Below are 19,510 nucleotides of genomic sequence, written 5' to 3'. Positions count from 1 at the left end.
AAAGTAACTATTAATGAGTGGTCAAGGCTGAAATGATCATCAGTATCATCAGGAAAATAAAGATAAAAAGCATATTGATGAAAAACAGCAGCAAGCCTTTCGATCTTGATACCAGGCGGCTTTCTTCATAAAATTTGCGATGCGAACGAAAGAAGTAAAAAAACCACCAGCAAACCAAACCAAATCTAAGGAAACCATCGAAAGTATTAACGATAGTATTGTCAAAATGATCGGTAACACCACCAATGATGGTGACAATTGAAAATGTAAACAGCAGGAACGAGAAATAATGCAGTGTAAAAATACCGTGGTCAAAATAAAACCAGCGTTTTTTGGAGTGGAAAACCCAAAGCCAGAACGCGAAGAACGGCATATATAAAAACAGTGCTTTCGGGATATTGTGGAATAAAGTTTCCTTGAATTTTTCTGTAAAGTGGTCTTCTTTGGCTTTTTGCCTGAGTTGGATCGTAATTTTTTTAAGCCAACTCATGACTGTTCCGTTTCGCTTGCTTTCGGGCTTCAGTTTTTGAACGGAATCGTAAGCCGCAACTGTAGGATACTGTACAAAATCAAAATCATCTTCGCCCTGTTTTTTGGCAACCGAATCAAGTGCTTTTTGTGCATCACCATGTGCAGTAAAAAATTTTGCTTTTTTAATGATTTTGGCCTTGTTTTCCGTTTCGGCTTGCTTCTCGGCTTCGATTTGTTTTTGGGATTTGGCGGCTTTTTCTGATTCAGAATTGGATTCAAATCCTGACGGCAGCACGCTTAGCAAGAAAAAAGTTACGAAACTCACAAATATGTAAAGCTTTACCGGAGGTACAAAACTTTGCCTTTTTCCGGATAAATATTCCTTCGTTAAAAGTGCTGGCCTAAACAAAAGGTATTTGATCGTTGTCCAGAATGCATTGTCATAATGCGTAAAATCTTCCGCAAAATGCGTGATCAGATGCCCGAACGATTGTCTGGTTTCGGTATTTTCCTGGCCGCAGTTCGGGCAAAATCGGTTTTCAACAACATGAAAACAATTCAGGCAGGTTTTGTCCTTTCGTATGTCGTGATGCGCCATAAATGGATTTGATTATTCTAATACTTCCTTCAGGAAAACCATAAAATGTTCCCATGATCTTTTGGCTGCCTTTTCATTGTAAGCTGCACCTTTTGAATTGTCGTTCCCGGCTTCAGGATCAGTAAAAGCATGAACTGAATTCGCGTAATAAATCATTTGCCAGTCGGCGTTTGAGGTACGCATTTCATCCTGGAATGAAGCGACTTCTGTTGCTGTTACATAATTGTCGTCGGCACCGTGGCAAACCAAAACTTTAGGCGTGATCGGTTTGCTGCTGCGTGAAGCATCTTTCCCAAGTCCGCCATGAAAAGAAACGACACCTTTTACATTCATTCCGGCGCGGGCGGCTTCGATCGCCCCAGTTCCGCCGAAACAATATCCAATGACGACGATCTTATCTTTATTGGCACCCGACGCAATTAATTGTTCCAATGCCAAGGCAATGCGTTTTTGGTATTCTGCATAATTTTTTTTGTAGAATCCGGCTTGTTTTCCAGCTTCGTTCGTGTCTTTTGGATAATTTCCTTCGCCGTAAATATCAGCTATGAAAGCGTTGTAACCCAAAGCGGCCAATTGTTCAGCAGTATCTTTTGAATGTTTGTCAATGCCTTTCCACGCCGGAAGAATCAGTATTCCAGCGCTTGAATGTGTGTTTTTTTGGGGAACAGAAGCAAATCCGTTTAATTTTTGAGCACCGTCTTTGTAAGCGACCGGTTTGAGTTGTGCCTGTATTTGTGCCGACATAAGAAAAGCAGTTGCGATAATAATGTATTTTTTCATGAGGTTGTTTTTGAAGCCTAAAAATACCTAAAAAAACGGTGTGCGGCTTATAAATAATAAAAAAGCTGCAATTATTCATTACAGCTTTAGATTTATAGATTTTGTAGGGATTTTATTTCTTTTCAGCTTCGTCGATTTTGGCTTTTGCTTTTTCCTTCATGGCCTTGCGCTTGGCTTCCTGTTTTTGCCTGGCTTCATCGGCTTTTTGATTTTGAAATTCATTATTTGTAGTGTTTTCCACCTTTTTCTCAGGATCTTTTTGTTTTTGGACCGGTGCTTGTTGCGGCTGGGTTTTGTTGTTGTTTTGCGCTGATAAAATGCAGATAAAAGCAAAAAATGCAATGAATGTTAAAAGTGTCTTTTTCATAATGGGGTCATTTTAATATTCGAATTTCAGATTAAAGATAGGGAATTATATTCATCTTATATATTTCTGTACAAATTCCAACCACCTATTTAAGTGACCAACATTTATAACAATCGGTTTTCAACGCTGCTAAATTGAATTTTAAAAATCAGCATTGATTTATGTTTCCTTTATATGTAAGGGTTTAGAGATGATTTGCATGTTCTGTGGGAATTTTATAACAAATTAAACTTGTTCTGTAATCGCGCAAAGACAGATAATTAACACCTTTGACCCGATGAACAACTCTACTTTACATTTTCCGTTTTACGCCAAGTTCGCATTTACCTTGCTGAGCCTGGTTTTAATATTGGGCTCATTTTATTTGGCGCAAAGCATTGTAATTCCGCTTTTGATGTCTTTGCTTTTTGCAATATTATTGAGGCCAGTGGTCATTTTTTTTAACTTGAAACTTCATCTTCCACATGTCATTGCAGTGATTTTAAGTGTAATTCTTTTTGTGCTGTTTTTCGTTGGGATCATGTATTTTATATCATTGCAGATTGGCGATATGGCTAACGACTGGGGCAAGATCAAGCAAAATGTTTCGATCCATGCCAATAATTTGCAGGAATTTGTACGCGAACGTTTCAACCTTAGCAAAACCGAACAGAAAAGACTACTAAATGATGCGACTAAAGGTTCGATGGAAACGGGAAAACAAATCGTAAGCACGACTTTATTGTCGTTTTCAGATGTATTGGTGAATTTGATGCTAATCCCGATTTATACTTTTCTGATCTTATTGTACAGAACGCATTTCATTAAATTCCTGTGCAAATTGTTTAAACCGGAGCACCATCTGAAACTGCGTGAAATATTGAAACAGATCAAGGTTTCCGTTCAGAGTTACATTGTTGGGTTGCTGATCGAAATGGTTGTGGTTTCCGTGCTAACAGCAGTCGGATTTATGATCATCGGATTAAAATATGCAATCTTACTCGGGATTTTAACCGGGCTTTTAAACCTGATTCCATATATTGGGATTTTGATTGCAGGCGTGATCAGTGTCGTTGCATCGCTAACAGGAAATGCAGATTTGTCGATCGTTCTCGGGATTTTAATCGTCAATGTAGTGGTTCAATTGATTGATAATAATTTATTGGTTCCAATGATTGTAAGTTCTAAAGTAGAAATAAATGCACTCGTTTCGATTGTAGGAATTATCATCGGCGGTGCGCTTGGCGGATTTTCAGGAATGTTCCTCGCAATTCCGTTGATTGCAATCTTAAAAGTCATCTTTGATAAGATTGAAAGTCTTGAACCCTGGGGTTATTTGATGGGCGACGATTTGCCGAAAACTTACGAATGGCGCCGGATCAAACTGCCGCAATTTCATGATAATGCCACCGATACAATCAATGTGCATCCAAACGCCGATGTGAAAATCTTCACCGAAACGACCACTAAAGATAACAACCAAACCCAATAATATTAATCAGAATAAATTTTCAAAATCTTATGAAACAGCGTATTCCGATTACTAAAATGAAAAGCTATGCGAGAAATAAATCCATAGCGCTGACTGATACTTCGATGGAAAGTACCGCATCATTAAATAAATTTCTGATCAACCTTGCCGATGTATTTTTGTTCATCGGGCGCGTTTTCAGAAACACTTTTTCACGCGGATTTGAATTCAAGGAATTCTTAAAACAATGTTTCCAGATTGGGAACAAATCGCTCGGATTGATTTCTGTCACAGGATTGATCATCGGATTGGTATTGACAATTCAGTCACGTCCGGTTTTGGTAAATTTTGGAGCCGTAAACATGCTTCCAAGTATGGTTGCAATTTCGTTAATCCGTGAAATGGGACCGGTGATTACAGCGCTGATCTGTGCGGGAAAAATCGGGTCGAGTATGGGCGCCGAATTGGGCTCTATGCGTGTCACCGAACAAATTGAAGCCATGGAAGTTTCCTCTACAAACCCGATCAAATTCCTGATCGTACCAAGAGTTGTTGCGGCAACAGTAATGATTCCGTTATTGGTTTTATATGCTGATGCACTCGGGATTTTGGGGAGCTGGGCAGGAGCGAACATCAAAGGCGATGTCAATTTTGTATTGTTTATCACGCAGGCTTTCGGAAAAGTCGTTTTCATGGATTTCATTCCGGCTTTCATCAAAACGTTTTTCTTCGGGTTTGTGATCAGCATGGTGGGCTGTTACAAAGGATTTAACGCCGGACGCGGAACCGAAAGTGTTGGTATTGCTGCAAATTCAGCGGTGGTGATGGCTTCACTGCTTGTTATTTTAGTTGATTTATTCGCCGTTCAGATAACCGATTTATTGTTATGAGTACCGAAAATAAAAATACAGAAGCAGTAATTGACATCAAAGATCTGAAAATCAGTTTCGGCGGGAATGAAGTGCTCAAAGGTGTTTCGCTACAACTGAATAAAGAAGAAAATCTTGTCGTTCTTGGAAAATCCGGAACCGGAAAGTCGGTCCTGATCAAATGCATTGTGCGTTTGCTCAAAGCAGATTCAGGAACGATCGAAGTTTTGGGCGATGAAGTCAATGGCGCCAAACGCGAAGAACTGGAAGAAACCCGCAAGAAAATCGGATTTTTATTCCAAAGCGGCGCGTTGTACGATTCGATGACCGTAAAAGAAAACCTTGAATTTCCGTTGCGCCGCATCAAAAAAGATTTGTCTGAAGAAGAAATTTCGCAAAAAGTCAATGAAGTGCTGGAAAACGTAGGTTTGCCTGATGCAATTGATAAAATGCCATCGGAACTTTCGGGCGGAATGCGAAAAAGGATCAGCTTGGCAAGAACCATTATTGTCGATCCGGCGATTATGTTATATGACGAGCCAACAACAGGTCTGGATCCGGTAACGTCAAATGAAATCAGCATGCTGATCAACGACATTCAGGAAAAATACAAAACCGCTTCGATCATCATTACGCATGATATCGAATGTGTGCGAACGGTTGCCGACCGGATCATTATGCTTAAAGAAGGCGAAGTGTACAAAGAAGGAAGTTTAGCCGAATTTGAAAGCGATTCCGATCCTTACATCAGTTCATTTTTCAAAAGTCAAAGTCTCAAAAATCAAAAATAAACATTAAAATGGAAGCAAAAACACAAAATTTCAAAGTTCGTTTGGGCATATTTATCGCAGTTGGCCTGGTGCTGTTTGTCCTTGCCATTTTTATCATTGGAAAGCAGAAAAACCTGTTCGACCCGGTTATAAAATTGACCACAAGATTTCACAATGTGGGCGGATTGCAGGTGGGAAGTACTGTTCGCTTTTCGGGAATTAATATTGGAACTGTTGATAATATTCGGATTATAAACGATTCGACCGTAAAAGTAGATCTGCTAATTAAGAAAGATGTGCAGCGTTTCATCCGTGCCGATTCTGAAGCCGGAATCGGTTCTGAAGGCATCATTGGCGACAAAATCCTCGTGCTTTCACAAGGCAGCCCGACAGCAAAAATTGCGGTTGACGGACAAAGCATTCCATCATCTGAACCTGTTGAAACCGATGCCATCATGGCAAGTTTGCAGGTAACTGCGGATAATGCAGCGGTTGCCACCGGAGAAATTACTGAAATCCTCCAAAAAGTCAACAGCGGAAAAGGAACTTTAGGAAAATTAATACAAGATCCGACGATGGCAAACAACATCGACAAGACGATTTTAAACCTTCGTAAAAGTACCAAAGGGCTTGATGAAAATATGGAAGCTGCAAAAGACAACTTTCTGTTAAGAGGATATTTCAAGAAAAAGCAAAAAGCTGCTGAAAAAGCTAAGAAAGAAGCAGAAAAGAAAAATGAAGAAGCTGCTGAAAATGCAAAAGAGGCTGCCGAAAAAGCACAAAAAGAGAAAGAAAAAGCCGAAAATAAAAAATAATCATTGTCAGATTTTCGTTACCTTTATAAGCTCTAAAAGTGCAAATTATTATGGATGCAGACAAAGAAATCAACGAAAAAATCATGAAGGTTACGATGGTCATCCAGGAAAATTATCCGGAACTTTCGAAATACCTGAACGAAATGCCGGTTACGATTCCCGTTGATAACAATCCGGAAGTGAATGTGCAGGTGTTGACTAAGTATTATGAAACGTTGTTGACGCTTTTCCGAAATTATGTAGCTGAGCATCAATTGCAAAATGCCAACCGTGGAAACCAGAACCATCATTTGTAATCTAATCTTTTACAAACCAACAATTTAAGATTTAAGCGTTCCTTATTTGGGGCGCTTTTTTTATCTGTTAAAATTTGCTAAAGCCTTATAAACATTGCCAAATATGTAAATATTATAATTTTAAGGAAAAGTTCTATAAGGCATTTCAGCGATTTGCGGTGCATCTTTGTACAGTAGATTTGGAACAAAATTCTACATAAAAATTGCTATAAAAAAGAAATAAAACAATTAATAATCTATAAAAATTGAAATCATGAGCACAGGTAAAGTAGCATTAGGAGCATTGGCAGGATTGGCAACGGGAGCCATTTTAGGAATTTTATTTGCACCAGACAAAGGTTCTGAAACACGCAAAAAAATCAAAGACAAAAGCAAAGGCCAAATTGATGACTTGAAAAGCAAATACAACGGCGTGATCGACAACCTGACTTCAAAATTGGAGCAAGTAAAAAGAAACGGCCAGGCACATGTTGAAGACGCTTACGAATATGCAGAAGATGCAGCAAACAACGCTAAAGCGAAATAATCTAAATATTAAAATCCAATAATATGAAAGATAAAGTAATAATAGTAGAGATGCTCGTTGAGAAAATTGAGCAATACGCGAAAACAAGTCTGGAGCTTTATAAACTAAAAGCGATAGATAAAGGAACCGATGTATTTTCTTCATTAATCTCGCGTGTCGTTATCATCACCATTATTGCTTTATTTTTCCTATTGGTAACACTTGGGTTGTGTTTTTACCTTGGTGAAGTTCTCGGAAAAGTATATTACGGTTTTTTTGCCGTGGCCGGAATTTACGCAGTCGTTGGAATCATCATGATCATTTTCAGGAAAAGATGGCTCGATGACACTTTAAACGACTACATCGTACGTCAAATTTTTAAAGAAAAGAAAAGATGATCACAACAGTAAAAGACAACAAATCGCTGAACGAAGCCATTGCGTTTCTTGAAAACCAGCAAAAATCTGAAATGTACCTTTTAAAAGAGCATTTTGAATTTACAAAGCAGGAACTCAATCCGGCGAATATCGTAAAAGATAAAATCCACGATTTAAAGGAAAGCTTCCAGTCTGCACTGACTTCTCCAAGCCTTAAAGGCAAATTGGTTAAAGGTGCTTTAGGAATCGCAACAGGTTTTCTTACTAAAAGATTTATTGTTGGCCCAACTGGAGGAATTGTATCTAAAATTGCCGGAACAGCTTTGCAAACCGGATTTTCAAGCCTTTTGATGAAAGCGCCAGACACCCTTGAAAATGTCAATCTTGGAAATATCAAGGAAGATGGAATATCGATGCTGCAAAAAGGGCTCAGCAAATTAAAAATCAAATAATTTTTTGAATGCCATAACTTTACGCTGAACGAAAATTTTCAGTATATTAAACCTATTTTTGAATGCTGCATTTAAGATTCAGAAACCAATACTGTAAATGATCCCTAAGTTAAAACTTCTTTTTCTGATGCTGATAATGTGCTGTTATCAGCTTTCTTTTGCACAGGAAAATAAAGGAAAAAGGCAAACCGATGCCCAAAAAAAGGATTCTCTTGAGATGTACCGCAACATCGAAAATTACTCCCGCAAAAGAGGCTTTACACGTTTTCTTCACAAACTGATATTCAGGCCTGTCACGGCAAAGCAAAAAATCAAAAAAAATTCCTTTCAGAAAATCAAGAAAAAACCTTTGCTTGATTCTGAGGGTAAAATTATCCGCAAAATTTTGATTACCACACTCGATCCATTCGGATATTCTGAAATTGATTCGACCAAAAAACCTACGCGCTGGCTGGACCGCACAGGAAATATGCTGCACAATAAAACCAGCAACCTTGCCATCCGAAACTTACTTTTATTAAAGAAAAACAGGCCTTTGGACTCCTTGCTCGTAAAAGAATCCGAGCGTCTCATCCGTTCGCAACGGTATGTACGAAGTGTTGTGATTACTAGCGAGCCCATCAAAGGCCAGGATTCGGTAGATGTTTACGTGCGCGTACTCGACGCCTGGAGCACCATTCCCGATTTTTCTGCCAGCGGTTCCAGGATGTCCTTTAAACTCAATGAACGCAATTTTCTCGGAACCGGCCATCAATTTGAAAATACATATAAGAAAAGCCTCGGATCAAATGAAGATGCATTCAGTACGCTCTATGTTGTTCCAAACATCCTCAATACTTACATCAAAACTTCGGTAAGTTACCAGGAAGACCTTGACGGCAATATCAGGAAATTTGCAGATGTAGAGAGGCCGTTCTTTTCGGCATTAACGCGTTGGGCAGCCGGAATCCATGTCGAAAACCAATTCAACCGTGCGATTGAAATCGACTTAAATAAGGTGGAAACCTACCAAATCTATAAATTCAATTCTTATGATTTCTGGGCCGGACATGCATACCAGATCTTTAAAGGAACTTCAGAAAAAAGCCGAACTACAAACCTCATTACAACGGCACGCTTTTTTAATGTAGATTATCTGCAAGGGCCATCAATTGTTAAAGACAGTCTCAGGATTTTTTCGGATGAAAAATTGTACCTGATCGGGATCGGGATTTCTTCAAGGCAGTTCGTCCAGGATAAATATTTGCTCAATTATCAGGTTGTTGAAGATGTACCGACGGGAATTGTCTACGGACTTACAGCCGGGCATCAAAGCAAAAACGGAACGCACCGATTGTATTTTGGAGGCAGGTTTGCCATAGGAAAATATTTCAAATTCGGATACCTGAGCACGAATATCGAATACGGAAGCTTTTACAGGCAACGCGATTTTGAACAAAGTGCGATCGCATACAATCTGGTGTATTTTACAAATTTGCTGGAGCGCGGAAGATGGAAATTCCGGCAGTTTATCAAACCCGAACTCATCATCGGAAATTCAAGGTTGCAATCGGATGCCGACAGGTTGACTTTAAATGATGCTTACGGGATCCAGGGTTTCAACAGCAACAACCTGTTCGGTACTAAAAAGTTACTGGTCAATTTTCAAACACAGGCTTATTCACCTTGGAATTTCTGGGGTTTTCGACTCAATCCATATTTAAGTTATACGATGGGAATGCTCGGCGATGCACAAAATGGACTTAGGAGCAGCCGCGTATATTCGCAAATTGGTGCCGGAATTATCATTAGTAATGATTACCTGGTTTTCAGTTCGTTCCAGATCTCGTTTTCCTATTATCCAAGTATTCCGGGTGTTGGCAACAGCATATTGAAAACGAATGCCTATAAAACGTCCGACTTTGATTTTCAGAACTTTGAACTTGCAAAACCAACTTTGGTTCCGTACCAATAGCCGCAAAAACGAATGGTATAACGTTTAGTAAAAATCGTATAACACACTCATCAGATAGCTAAAGTATCTTTACAATATTAAAATTGCATTTAATATCTAAAAGAAAAAGCTATGAAAAATATTACTAAACTTATTTTAGGATTACTGGTGTTTTCCTTTAATTATTCTCAGGCACAAGTAGAATTGGACGCTGTAAACATCCAGGCAAAAAAATCAGAAAAAACTGAAAATTCATCTTTTGTCGATGTCAGATATTACTATTATCCAAACCTTCAGGCATACTTTGACACCAAAGTCGCCATGTACCTTTACCAAGAAAATGGGGAATGGGTTGAATCAGAAAAATTAGAGCCATCTACAAGAGGTTATTCGATAAAAAATGGCCAGTATGTCATGATTGAAGGCTACACCGGCGAAGAACCTTATGAAATGCTTGCAGAACACAAAGCAAAATATCCAGCAGATTACAGCAGCAGGCCAAAAAGAGATGTGGCATCGAATTAAGTAATGCCGATCACATAAAAATCCGCAATTGTTCTTTACGATTGCGGATTTTTATTTGCTCCATACATCAAGATAACGTCCGGCGATCATTTTATATTCATGCTCTTTTATTATGAATTCACGCGCTCTTTCTCCAATTTCGGTAATTTCCAACGGATTTTCTATCAGATAAGACAAATCCTGTGCAATCTTTAAAGCATCAGGAACGGCATTTACATTTACAGTTTTGTTGAGATCATAATGTGCTGTAAATTCCGATTCTGCGCCCGTAAAAACCACTTTCCCGCTTGCCATCGCTTCAAGCGCATTGTAACCCTGATCGTATCCAAAAACCTGGTCTAAAAGAATGTGGGCTTTATTGTATAATTTGATGTAGTCATCATAAGGAACGCTTTCTACCTGAAGGATTTCTACTTTTTCAGGATATTTTTCCTTGATGATTTTAAGTGCTTCTTCAAAATAGGCGTTTCCTTTTTTTATCGAACTCAATCGGTTCACGCCGTGAAAAATGAAGATTTTATCCGAAACCGGATTCTGGACGAATGCTATTTTATCTGTATTAATCGGATTTGGGATGAATGTGTTTTTGATGTGTTGCAAATCCATCGGAATTTTATAATCCAAATCTGAAGTAATAATGCCGTTAACTTCTGACGCTACGAAATCATACAGTTTTTTATAAAGGGCGGTCGTATATTTTAACGTATAAGTATACCCATTTTTAAGTTTCGGATTTTCAAAATAAGGCGACAGGATTGAATACTTCATTTTGTTTTTCAGAAGTTCTTCAATGATCGGATGTTCTTCACCACAAACCAGCAGGAATTTTTTACCGTTTTGGTCGAACAATTTTCTGTACATTTTGATTTGCCACAACGGAAGCGTTTCGATTGCATTCGAATTGATCAGCTGCACCACATCATATCCTTTTAAAATAGGCAAAAGCTTTGAAAAATACCAGCCTTTTTCCAAATCCTCCAGATCGGTTTTAAAAAGCCTGAAAAATATTTTATTCAAAAATCGGCTTAAGCCATTGGAACCGGAAAATTTCGGCGCAATCGAAAAATCGACTGGAAAATCTTTAAAAGCATCGCCTGTTCCCACAATTTTGACTTCATGCCCCAAAGCCATCAAGCCTTCTTTCAGGGAATTGTGCAGCCGGCTGTATTCTCCAATCAAAAGTATTTTCATTAATAGAATAAATATTTATATTTGTGTAAATATAAATAAATTGGCCAGCAATTATACCGATCAGGATTTAGAAATTTTGATTTCTACAACCAACAGAAATACATTAGATTTCCTGATTCCGATGTTTCCTTTTGGCCACTTTTCAGAATTTTCGATACTCATTATCAACCAGACTTCTAAAGATAAAATAATGGTTTCCGATTTTCCGTCGGTCAGGATCATCAATTCATTTGAAAAAGGCCTGTCCAAAAGCCGGAATATTGCCATTCAGAATGCCAGTAAAAAAATCGGGCTTTTCGCTGATGATGACGTCATTTATGCAAAAGATTTTGACAAACAGATTATTGATGCTTTTAACGCATTTGACTCATCTGTAATTACATTTAATCACCAACGCATTGGTTTGGATCATCCACAAAATGCCGCAACAATGCATTATTCACACAATTTTAAAAGTATCTGGAACGTTTGCTCAATTGAAATTGCCGTTAAAACCGAAGACATAAAAAATGCTAAAATTAGTTTCAACGAACAATTCGGTCTTGGTTCATATTTTGAAACAGCCGAAGAATTGTTGTTCATGCGAACCGTTTTGCAGCATAAAATAAAAGCAGGTTATTTTCCGGTTGTTGTTGTTTCGCATGCTTTACTGTCGTCAGGCGAAGCGCAGGGAAGTGACAAATTAATTTTTGCAAGGGCGGCGTTATCATACAAATTATACGGAATGCTTGCTTATTTTTGGCTGCCGAAATATTTGTTTTTTTTATACAGGCACCAGTTCATTTCTAAAAGTGAAATTTTGAAAAAAATGAAAGCCGGGATTTTGGGAATAAAAAAATACAAGGAATTACACAAAACAACAATCAAATGAAGCAGTCATTACAGGATATTGAACTGATCCAGATTCCGAAAATTCACAACCGCCAGGGAAATCTGTCGGTTATTGAAGGGAATACAATTCCGTTTGAAATTCGCCGCGTGTATTATTTGTACGACGTGCCAAGCAACGCCGAAAGGTACGGGCACGCACACAAAGCGCAGCAAAAATTCCTCGTTGCGCTCAGCGGAAGCTTTGAAGTGGTTTTAAAAGATGGAACTGATGAAATGGTTTTTTTGCTGAACAAACCCAATTTCGGCTTATTGATTGCACCCGGAAACTGGCGCGAAATACGCAATTTTTCTTCAGGTGCGGTTTGCCTTGTGTTGGCCTCTGAAGTTTATGACGAATCGGATTACATTCGGGATTTCGACGAATTCACATCATTTAAAGACCGAATTTCCTAAACCGACATTCGCCAGAAAAGTTTTCAGATATACGAGCAGCCGAAGCGAAAACGCAGGAAGCCGAAGCAATAATCTTTTCTTAGCATTTAAATTTTGCAGGTCAATGGATTTATAATAATTCTCAAATGCAGGCTTATCGCCGATGAGTTTGCTTTTAATTGCTGAAGAAAACCGATTCAGGTCAAGAAATTTTTTCAAGCCGGCATTTTGCGTTTCTTCTAAAGCATATCGGCCATAAATTCCTTTCTGAAAATAATTCGAATCGTTTCGCGACAAACTTTTTTCGTCATAAACGTAACGTGCCAATACTTTCCAGACGAAAAAAACTTTAAAGTCCAAGCCAATCCTGATCCACAAATCGATATCTTCCAAAACCCTCAGGTCTTTATCAAAAACACCTGATTTGTCAAAAACACTTTTTGAAATCACGACTGACGAAGTGCATATTGCCGATTCTTTCACGCTGCCTTCAAAATAATCCACAATTGCAAAATCTTTATCTTTCGGAATCGAATATTCGGGTTTAAATACTTTTTTAGCGGTTTCTATTTCAATGGCAGAAGCAAAGACTTTTTGTTCCGGGAATTTTTGGATGAAGTGATGGATGGTTTCCAGAAAATCTGCATGCCAAATGTCGTCAGCATCGATAAAGCAAACATAGTTCGCCGAAGCATTTTCTATCCCAAGGTTTCTTGCCGCTGAAACGCCTTTGTTTTCCTGGTTGAAATATCGAATCCGTTGATCGTGAAAACCTCTTACGATTTCTGAACTATTGTCAGTCGAACCATCATTGATGACAAGCACTTCAAAATCGGGGAAGCTTTGCGCCAGAACGCTTTTCAGGGTATTTGCAATAAAATGCGCTTTGTTATAAAGCGGAATAATAACTGAAAAAAATGGCATCGCTGGTTTTTAAACCAAATATACTCAAAACTTGTATTTACTTCATTTTTAAATGCTATTTTTGTGTTGTTATATGCAGAAAAAAGCCCTTCATATTGTTAGTTTCGACAATCCTTTTCCGCCGGTTTACGGTGGCATTATTGAAGTTTTTTTTAAGTTAAAACCACTTCACGAGCTTGGCATCGACATTCATTTTCATTGCTTTGTAGATGTTATTCCTAAAAACAATCCCGAGCTTGTAAAAATCACAACAACAATTCATTATTACAAGAATGACAAGAATCCTTTTTACCTGTTTTCAAAGTTGCCGTTTTCTGTAAAAAGCAGAAACAGTAATAAATTGGTTCAGAATATTAAAAAAATTCCTGCACCCATTTTCTTCGAAGGATTAAAACCAACGCGTTTTGTGTTTGAAAAATTGCTTCCTGATTATCAAAAAATACTACGCCTGCACAATATAGAACATGATTATTTCAATGGAATTGCTTCAAGTGAAACCAATATTTTCAAGAAGTGGCTGTTTCGTTCCGAGGCTTTAAAATTTACCAGATACGAATCGGTTATCCGGCATTTTGATAAAACGATTGCGTTGTCAAAATTTGAAAACAATTACATCAATGGCAAATTTGGAAAGTCGGTTTACATTCCGGTTTTTCACGGAAACACAAAAGTATTGCCGCTGGAAGGCGTTGGGAAATATGCGATCTATCATGGCGATTTGAGAATGTCAGATAACCTGCGCGCAGTTCTAATGCTGATTGATGTTTTTAAAAAAATAACTGATTTTGAGTTGGTTATCGCGTCCAACAGCAACGAGAGGTTTATCAAATCAAAAATTGGAAAGCTTGCAAACATTCGTTACGTTCCGATTGAAAATTTCGCCCATTTAAAGCAATTGCTAAGAGAAGCCCAAATCAACCTGATTTATTCTTTCCAGAAATCTGGAACCAAACTAAAACTGATGAATGCACTCTACAACAGCCGTTTTTGCATCATCAATGACAATATTATGGATGATGAAAATGTGACGCAATTCTGCGAATTTGCCAATTCTAAAAATGAAATCATCGACAAAATAAATGCCCTAAAAAACCGTTCTTTTATGGATTACGAAAAAAGGCGTGACGTTTTGGAAACGACAATGAACGATGCTTTAAATGCGGAAATACTCGCTAAAGAAATATTTGAATCATGGAATTGAACAGGAAAAACTTATCGGGTTTGATCGTTGCCTCAATTGCAGGAAATAAAGAAAAACTGGTGCGTCAATACCATCAAAGCGAACCTGAGATTGGTTATTTTTTTCTCGATGATTTGCTGCCGACAGCTATCGCTTTGCAGATTTACAACGCTTTCCCGCAACCTGATGCGATGATTCTTAAAAATACCATTCGCGAGCGAAAGTATATCGCTGTACAGATGGATCTTTACAATCCATTACTTGAAGAAATCATTTATGCTTTTCAGGAGCCAAATGTAGTCGATATCGTATCGGAAATCTGCAAAATAACGAGTGTTGTTCCAGATGAAAATTTATATGCAGGCGGAATCTCGATGATGGCAAACGGGCATTACTTAAATCCGCATCTCGACAATTCTCATGACAAAGACCGCAAATACTGGCGCGTACTCAATTTGCTGTATTATGTCACGCCAGATTGGAAAGAAGAAAACGGCGGAAACCTCGAACTCTGGCCTAACGGACTGGAAGAAAAACAACTTACTATTACAAGTAAATTCAACAGGCTGGTTGTTATGGCGACGCATAACAATTCGCTGCATTCGGTTTCACCGCTGGCATTTGACGGTTTCAGGCGTTGTGTGTCGAATTATTATTTCTCAGAAAATCCGTTATTGAAAGACGATTCGTTTCATGTGACTTCATTTCGCGGCAGGCCCGAAAACAAATTTTCAGATATGATCCTGCAGGTTGATGCCTGGATACGGATGAATATCAGAAAGGTTTTCTCAAAAGGAATCAAAGAAAATCCACATGTCTACAAAAGGAAAATATAAGGTTTAAACAGTTCTCTGGACAACTTCAAAGATCTTATTGTCTTCGCATTTCAATGTCTTGGATGGGAATTTCATCAACAATGCATAATCGTGTGTCGCCATAATCACCGTTTTTCCATTCGCATTGATCTTTCTCAGAACGCCTAAAACTTCAACGCTGGTTTGCGGATCAAGGTTTCCTGTTGGTTCATCGGCAAGGATCAATTCAGGGTCATTAAGCAAAGCACGCGCAATTGCGACGCGTTGCTGTTCGCCGCCTGAAAGTTGGTGCGGCATTTTATTGGCAAACGATTTCAAATCAACTTTATCTAAGACTTCATCGATTTTCACCTGCATTTCATTCATGTCTTTCCATCCGGTGGCGCGCAAGACGAACAGCATGTTTTCTTTAACGCTTCGGTCGGGAAGCAGTTTAAAATCCTGGAAAATGATCCCGATTTTTCTTCTGAGATACGGAATGTTGCTTTCTTTTAAATTCGCCAGGTCAAAATCAACGATGCTCGCTTGCCCTTCAGTCAGCGGCAAATCCGCGTAAAGCGTTTTCATGAAACTGCTTTTTCCGGTTCCGGTTTTTCCGATAATGTAAATAAACTCGCCGTGATTTACCTCAAGGTTTACATTTGATAAAATGACTCTGTTTTCCTGGTAAATGGATACGTTCCTTAAAAATAAAACCGGTTGCGACATGATGAATTTTGTTTATCGGGTAAAAGTAATAAGTTCACGCTGGTATTCAAAATAAATTTGAAAAGTATTATCAATATTGGGATTGTTAAAAAAAATGTTCATAATAAAACCGCGAAATAGGTCGTTATAGCTTACAGAATAATACATTTGAAAATTAAACAAAATCAAAATGCGTAAACTCTCAAAGCTCTTTTTTGTGTCATTATTTTTCGCAATGGCATCAGTATCAGCACAAAAATCTGCCATTTATACCAACGAATTCGAAGATTTCAACCGCGCGGTTTCGTTGTACAAAAACAACCAGTATTTATCGGCACAACTGATTTTTGAAAAAGTCAAAGAACAAAACAAAAACGGGGACATTCAGGCCGATTGCGCTTATTATAGTGCGAATTGTGCGATTCATCTAAATCAGCCTGACGCCGATGAAAAAATGGAAAATTTCGTACGTGACTATCCAACAAGCCCAAAGCAAAACCAAGCATTTATTGAAGTCGCCCATTATTATTTCGATCAGGGAAAATATCCGCAGGCGCTTGAATGGTTTGACAAAGTCGACGAAAGCACGCTGAGTTATGAAGACCAGGACCGGTTTAATTTCCAGAAAGGCTACAGTTTTTTCAACGCCGGAAATAAAAAAGAAGCGACTCCGTATTTTAATAAAGTGCTGAATTCGAAAGAATTCGGCTCACAGGCCAAATATTACCTCGGTTTTATGGCTTATGAAGGCGACGATTATAAAAAAGCGACAAAGTATTTCGACGAAGTTTCGGGTGAGGAAAAATACAAAGAGAAATTGTCTTATTTCCAGGCCGACATGAATTTTAAGCTTGGGAATTTCCAGAAAGCGATTGACCTCGGATTGGCGGCCATGCCAAAATCGAACGCATTAGAAAAGTCGGAACTCAATAAAATCATTGGCGAAAGCTATTTTAATTTACAGCAGTACGAAAAAGCAATTCCGTTTTTAAAAGAATACAAAGGCAAAAAAGGGAAGTGGAACAACACCGATTTTTACCAGTTGGGTTATGCATATTACAAGCAGAATGATTTCCCGAATGCCATTTCGCAATTCAATAAAATCATCGGTGGAAATGATTTCGTCGCACAAAATGCGTATTACCATTTAGGAGAAAGTTACCTCAAAAGTGATTTGAAACAACAGGCATTGAATGCGTTTAAAAATGCTTCTGAAATGCAGTTTGATGCGAAAATCCAGGAAGATGCGAGTTTGAATTATGCCAAATTAAGCTACGAAATAGGAAATTCTTACCAGCCGGTTCCCGATATTTTGGCCGGATTTTTAGAAAAATATCCAACTTCTCCAAGCAAGACCGAAGTGGAAACGTTGCTGATCAATTCTTACATTACTTCCAAAAACTACAAAGGCGCGCTTGATCTATTAGAGAAAAACAAATCTTTTGCGAACAAATCTGCTTATCAAAAAGTGACTTTTTACAGAGGTTTGGAATTGTATACCGACGGAAATTATCCTGAAGCGTTGGCGATGTTCAAAAAATCGATTGCACAGCCAAGCGACGCAAAATTTACGGCACGCGCAACGTTCTGGAAAGCAGAAACCGAATATGTGACTGAGAATTTCAGTGACGCTTTGATCAGCTTTAAGCAATTTGCAGCGTTTCCGGAATCCAAAACGACACCTGAAAATAAAAATAGCAACTACAATATTGCTTACACGTATTTCAAATTGAAAGAATACGATCAAGCTGGGAATTATTTCCAAAGCCAGATCGACGCGGTAAAAGATGATAAATTCCGCCTGAATGATTCGTATTTGCGTTTGGGCGATTGCCGGTTTGTAACCGCGAAATACTGGCCGGCGATGGACGCTTACAACAAAGCGATCGAAATGCGCGGCGTAGATTCAGATTATGCGGCGTTCCAAAAAGCGATCAGTTACGGATTTGTTGCGAGAAACGACAAGAAAATTGAAGATCTGAACAAATTTATTGTGGCGTTTCCGAAATCGCAATACCGCGATGATGCGTTGTTCGAACTCGGAAATGTTTATGTGACCGAGAAGAAAAACGACCAGGCTATCAAAACGTATGATCAATTGATCAGTGAATATAAAAATGGTTCCTATGCTTCAAAAGCGATTTTGCGCCAGGGTTTGATTTATTACAATGCTGAAAACGACCAATTGGCTTTGGCCAAATTTAAAAAGATCGCTGCCGAATTCCCGAAAAGCCCGGAAGCTATCGAAGCGGTTTCTACCGCGCGTTTGATTTATGTTGATAACGGCAAAGTCGATGAATATGCGGCCTGGGTGCGCACTTTGGATTTTGTAAATGTTTCCGATGCCGATTTGGATAACGATACTTACGAAGCTGCCGAAAAACAATACATGCAAAACAATGTAAAGCAATCGATCACGACTTTAAAAAGTTATGTGTCGCAATTCCCGAACGGTTTGCATTCGGTTAAAGCGAATTTCTATCTGGCGCAGTCTTATTTTGCTGACGGACAGGAAGCAGCGTCCATTCCGAATTATGAATTTGTAGCATCGAAGCAACGCAATGAATTCACCGAACAATCATTAGCCCGACTGGCTTCAATTTACCTCAAAAAAGACGACGCAGCAAAAACAACTGCGACTTTAAAACGTCTGGAAACGGAAGCCGATTATCCGCAAAACGTGACCTTTGCACAAGCGAATTTGATGAAGACTTATTATGAGCAGAAAGATTACCCAAATGCGGTGATTTACGCCGATAAGGTTTTAGCGAATCCGAAAACTGATGATAAAGTCAAATCGGATGCGCAGATTATCGTAGCGCGTTCTGCGATGAATTCGAATGATGAGGCTAAAGCGCGTACGGCTTATGCTAAATTGCTAACGATTGCAAAAGGAGAAGTCGCAGCAGAAGCTTTGTATTATGATGCGTATTTCAAAAACAAAGATTCTAAGTTTGAAGCTTCGAATACTGCGGTTCAAAAACTCACGAAAGATTATTCGGGCTACAAATATTTTGGGGCGAAAGGTTTGGTGGTGATGGCAAAAAATTTCTACGGACTTAAAGACAGTTTCCAGGCAACGTACATTCTGGAAAGCGTCCTCAAAAATTTTAAGGCTTATCCTGACGTAGTTACAGACGCACAAACACAGCTCGACACGATCAAAGCAGCCGAATCACAAACCAACTCATCCATCCAAAACTAAATTTTATTGTCACACGGAGAAACTCGAAGTGCTTCAT

Annotated in this window: 21 protein-coding genes; 15 read left to right on the top strand and 6 right to left on the bottom strand. The window is 38.6% G+C overall.

The features are described from left to right. Positions 1-10 precede the first annotated feature (10 nt). The 3 genes from BLS32_RS15650 to BLS32_RS15640 form a co-directional block, all read right to left on the bottom strand. Entirely contained in the window at positions 11-1,069 is a 1,059-nt protein-coding gene (locus BLS32_RS15650; protein WP_091398016.1) for a DUF3667 domain-containing protein, read from the bottom strand. Between the two features lie 12 nt (positions 1,070-1,081). Continuing rightward, on the bottom strand, positions 1,082-1,849 hold the full coding sequence (locus BLS32_RS15645; RefSeq protein WP_091398012.1) for a dienelactone hydrolase family protein: 768 nt from the start codon (positions 1,847-1,849) through the stop codon (positions 1,082-1,084). A 112-nt stretch (positions 1,850-1,961) separates the two neighbouring features. Further along, complete coding sequence (locus tag BLS32_RS15640) at positions 1,962-2,216, bottom strand: hypothetical protein (protein WP_091398009.1); 255 nt, start codon at positions 2,214-2,216, stop codon at positions 1,962-1,964. Between the two features lie 277 nt (positions 2,217-2,493). On the opposite strand from BLS32_RS15640, the gene BLS32_RS15635 reads away from it, so the two are divergent. The 10 genes from BLS32_RS15635 (at position 2,494) to BLS32_RS15590 (ending at position 10,208) form a co-directional block, all read left to right on the top strand. After that, positions 2,494-3,687, top strand: a complete 1,194-nt coding sequence (locus BLS32_RS15635; RefSeq protein ID WP_091398007.1) for an AI-2E family transporter — start codon at positions 2,494-2,496, stop codon at positions 3,685-3,687. Positions 3,688-3,791: 104 nt separating this feature from the next. Beyond that, complete coding sequence (locus BLS32_RS15630) at positions 3,792-4,556, top strand: MlaE family ABC transporter permease (RefSeq protein ID WP_091398453.1); 765 nt, start codon at positions 3,792-3,794, stop codon at positions 4,554-4,556. Beyond that, on the top strand, positions 4,553-5,326 hold the full coding sequence (locus BLS32_RS15625; RefSeq protein ID WP_091398004.1) for an ABC transporter ATP-binding protein: 774 nt from the start codon (positions 4,553-4,555) through the stop codon (positions 5,324-5,326). The genes BLS32_RS15630 and BLS32_RS15625 overlap by 4 nt, the downstream gene beginning before the upstream one ends. Positions 5,327-5,334: 8 nt before the next feature. After that, positions 5,335-6,120 (top strand): MlaD family protein, encoded by a 786-nt coding sequence (locus BLS32_RS15620; protein WP_091398001.1) that lies wholly within the window; start codon positions 5,335-5,337, stop codon positions 6,118-6,120. Positions 6,121-6,170: 50 nt separating this feature from the next. Then, a complete protein-coding gene (locus tag BLS32_RS15615) occupies positions 6,171-6,416 on the top strand; it encodes a hypothetical protein (protein ID WP_091397997.1) in 246 nt (81 codons plus the stop codon). A gap of 253 nt (positions 6,417-6,669) precedes the next feature. Beyond that, on the top strand, positions 6,670-6,942 hold the full coding sequence (locus tag BLS32_RS15610) for a YtxH domain-containing protein (protein ID WP_091397994.1): 273 nt from the start codon (positions 6,670-6,672) through the stop codon (positions 6,940-6,942). Between the two features lie 23 nt (positions 6,943-6,965). Continuing rightward, a complete protein-coding gene (locus tag BLS32_RS15605; RefSeq protein ID WP_091397992.1) occupies positions 6,966-7,319 on the top strand; it encodes a hypothetical protein in 354 nt (117 codons plus the stop codon). Further along, positions 7,316-7,750: a hypothetical protein gene (locus BLS32_RS15600; protein ID WP_091397989.1), complete on the top strand. Its 435-nt coding sequence runs from the start codon at positions 7,316-7,318 to the stop codon at positions 7,748-7,750. The genes BLS32_RS15605 and BLS32_RS15600 overlap by 4 nt, the downstream gene beginning before the upstream one ends. Before the next feature lie 127 nt (positions 7,751-7,877). Further along, positions 7,878-9,704: a hypothetical protein gene (locus tag BLS32_RS15595; RefSeq protein WP_245699493.1), complete on the top strand. Its 1,827-nt coding sequence runs from the start codon at positions 7,878-7,880 to the stop codon at positions 9,702-9,704. Between the two features lie 111 nt (positions 9,705-9,815). Then, on the top strand, positions 9,816-10,208 hold the full coding sequence (locus BLS32_RS15590; protein ID WP_091397986.1) for a hypothetical protein: 393 nt from the start codon (positions 9,816-9,818) through the stop codon (positions 10,206-10,208). Between the two features lie 51 nt (positions 10,209-10,259). On the opposite strand, the gene BLS32_RS15585 is transcribed toward BLS32_RS15590, so the two are convergent. Then, the gene (locus BLS32_RS15585) at positions 10,260-11,399 is read right to left on the bottom strand and encodes a glycosyltransferase family protein (RefSeq protein ID WP_091397984.1); all 1,140 of its coding nucleotides are present in this window, start codon (positions 11,397-11,399) and stop codon (positions 10,260-10,262) included. A 40-nt stretch (positions 11,400-11,439) separates the two neighbouring features. Here BLS32_RS15585 and BLS32_RS15580 point away from each other — a divergent pair, with 40 nt between their 5' ends. After that, positions 11,440-12,270 (top strand): glycosyltransferase, encoded by an 831-nt coding sequence (locus BLS32_RS15580; protein WP_091397981.1) that lies wholly within the window; start codon positions 11,440-11,442, stop codon positions 12,268-12,270. After that, positions 12,267-12,683 (top strand): sugar 3,4-ketoisomerase, encoded by a 417-nt coding sequence (locus tag BLS32_RS15575; protein ID WP_091397978.1) that lies wholly within the window; start codon positions 12,267-12,269, stop codon positions 12,681-12,683. Before BLS32_RS15580 ends, BLS32_RS15575 begins: the two co-directional genes overlap by 4 nt. On the opposite strand, the gene BLS32_RS15570 is transcribed toward BLS32_RS15575, so the two are convergent. Further along, a complete protein-coding gene (locus BLS32_RS15570; RefSeq protein WP_091397974.1) occupies positions 12,660-13,586 on the bottom strand; it encodes a glycosyltransferase family 2 protein in 927 nt (308 codons plus the stop codon). The genes BLS32_RS15575 and BLS32_RS15570 overlap by 24 nt on opposite strands. 73 nt (positions 13,587-13,659) lie before the next feature. Between BLS32_RS15570 and BLS32_RS15565 the strand changes: the two genes are divergently transcribed. Then, on the top strand, positions 13,660-14,787 hold the full coding sequence (locus BLS32_RS15565) for a glycosyltransferase family protein (protein ID WP_091397972.1): 1,128 nt from the start codon (positions 13,660-13,662) through the stop codon (positions 14,785-14,787). Further along, positions 14,778-15,602, top strand: coding sequence for a 2OG-Fe(II) oxygenase (locus BLS32_RS15560; protein WP_091397970.1), 825 nt, complete (start codon positions 14,778-14,780; stop codon positions 15,600-15,602). The genes BLS32_RS15565 and BLS32_RS15560 overlap by 10 nt, the downstream gene beginning before the upstream one ends. A gap of 3 nt (positions 15,603-15,605) precedes the next feature. On the opposite strand, the gene BLS32_RS15555 is transcribed toward BLS32_RS15560, so the two are convergent. Next, positions 15,606-16,289: a cell division ATP-binding protein FtsE gene (locus BLS32_RS15555; RefSeq protein WP_091397969.1), complete on the bottom strand. Its 684-nt coding sequence runs from the start codon at positions 16,287-16,289 to the stop codon at positions 15,606-15,608. A gap of 169 nt (positions 16,290-16,458) precedes the next feature. Between BLS32_RS15555 and BLS32_RS15550 the strand changes: the two genes are divergently transcribed. Continuing rightward, the gene (locus tag BLS32_RS15550; protein ID WP_091397966.1) at positions 16,459-19,473 is read left to right on the top strand and encodes a tetratricopeptide repeat protein; all 3,015 of its coding nucleotides are present in this window, start codon (positions 16,459-16,461) and stop codon (positions 19,471-19,473) included. The last annotated feature ends 37 nt before the right edge of the window (positions 19,474-19,510 follow it).

It is taken from the genome of Flavobacterium noncentrifugens, from assembly GCF_900100375.1.
Taxonomy (GTDB): Bacteria; Bacteroidota; Bacteroidia; order Flavobacteriales; family Flavobacteriaceae; genus Flavobacterium; species Flavobacterium noncentrifugens.
Note: the sequence above shows the minus strand (reverse complement) of the source record. Positions and strands in the feature narration are given on the sequence as shown.

Coding starts and splice junctions, on each gene's coding strand:
- BLS32_RS15630 (WP_091398453.1), top strand. CDS start 3,792: ATGGAAAGTACCGCATCATTAAATAAATTTCTGATCAACCTTGCCGAT.
- BLS32_RS15565 (WP_091397972.1), top strand. CDS start 13,660: ATGCAGAAAAAAGCCCTTCATATTGTTAGTTTCGACAATCCTTTTCCG.
- BLS32_RS15585 (WP_091397984.1), bottom strand. CDS start 11,399: ATGAAAATACTTTTGATTGGAGAATACAGCCGGCTGCACAATTCCCTG.
- BLS32_RS15550 (WP_091397966.1), top strand. CDS start 16,459: ATGCGTAAACTCTCAAAGCTCTTTTTTGTGTCATTATTTTTCGCAATG.
- BLS32_RS15610 (WP_091397994.1), top strand. CDS start 6,670: ATGAGCACAGGTAAAGTAGCATTAGGAGCATTGGCAGGATTGGCAACG.
- BLS32_RS15615 (WP_091397997.1), top strand. CDS start 6,171: ATGGATGCAGACAAAGAAATCAACGAAAAAATCATGAAGGTTACGATG.
- BLS32_RS15650 (WP_091398016.1), bottom strand. CDS start 1,069: ATGGCGCATCACGACATACGAAAGGACAAAACCTGCCTGAATTGTTTT.
- BLS32_RS15590 (WP_091397986.1), top strand. CDS start 9,816: ATGAAAAATATTACTAAACTTATTTTAGGATTACTGGTGTTTTCCTTT.
- BLS32_RS15595 (WP_245699493.1), top strand. CDS start 7,878: ATGCTGATAATGTGCTGTTATCAGCTTTCTTTTGCACAGGAAAATAAA.
- BLS32_RS15620 (WP_091398001.1), top strand. CDS start 5,335: ATGGAAGCAAAAACACAAAATTTCAAAGTTCGTTTGGGCATATTTATC.
- BLS32_RS15640 (WP_091398009.1), bottom strand. CDS start 2,216: ATGAAAAAGACACTTTTAACATTCATTGCATTTTTTGCTTTTATCTGC.
- BLS32_RS15560 (WP_091397970.1), top strand. CDS start 14,778: ATGGAATTGAACAGGAAAAACTTATCGGGTTTGATCGTTGCCTCAATT.
- BLS32_RS15600 (WP_091397989.1), top strand. CDS start 7,316: ATGATCACAACAGTAAAAGACAACAAATCGCTGAACGAAGCCATTGCG.
- BLS32_RS15625 (WP_091398004.1), top strand. CDS start 4,553: ATGAGTACCGAAAATAAAAATACAGAAGCAGTAATTGACATCAAAGAT.
- BLS32_RS15570 (WP_091397974.1), bottom strand. CDS start 13,586: ATGCCATTTTTTTCAGTTATTATTCCGCTTTATAACAAAGCGCATTTT.
- BLS32_RS15575 (WP_091397978.1), top strand. CDS start 12,267: ATGAAGCAGTCATTACAGGATATTGAACTGATCCAGATTCCGAAAATT.
- BLS32_RS15605 (WP_091397992.1), top strand. CDS start 6,966: ATGAAAGATAAAGTAATAATAGTAGAGATGCTCGTTGAGAAAATTGAG.
- BLS32_RS15635 (WP_091398007.1), top strand. CDS start 2,494: ATGAACAACTCTACTTTACATTTTCCGTTTTACGCCAAGTTCGCATTT.
- BLS32_RS15645 (WP_091398012.1), bottom strand. CDS start 1,849: ATGAAAAAATACATTATTATCGCAACTGCTTTTCTTATGTCGGCACAA.
- BLS32_RS15555 (WP_091397969.1), bottom strand. CDS start 16,289: ATGTCGCAACCGGTTTTATTTTTAAGGAACGTATCCATTTACCAGGAA.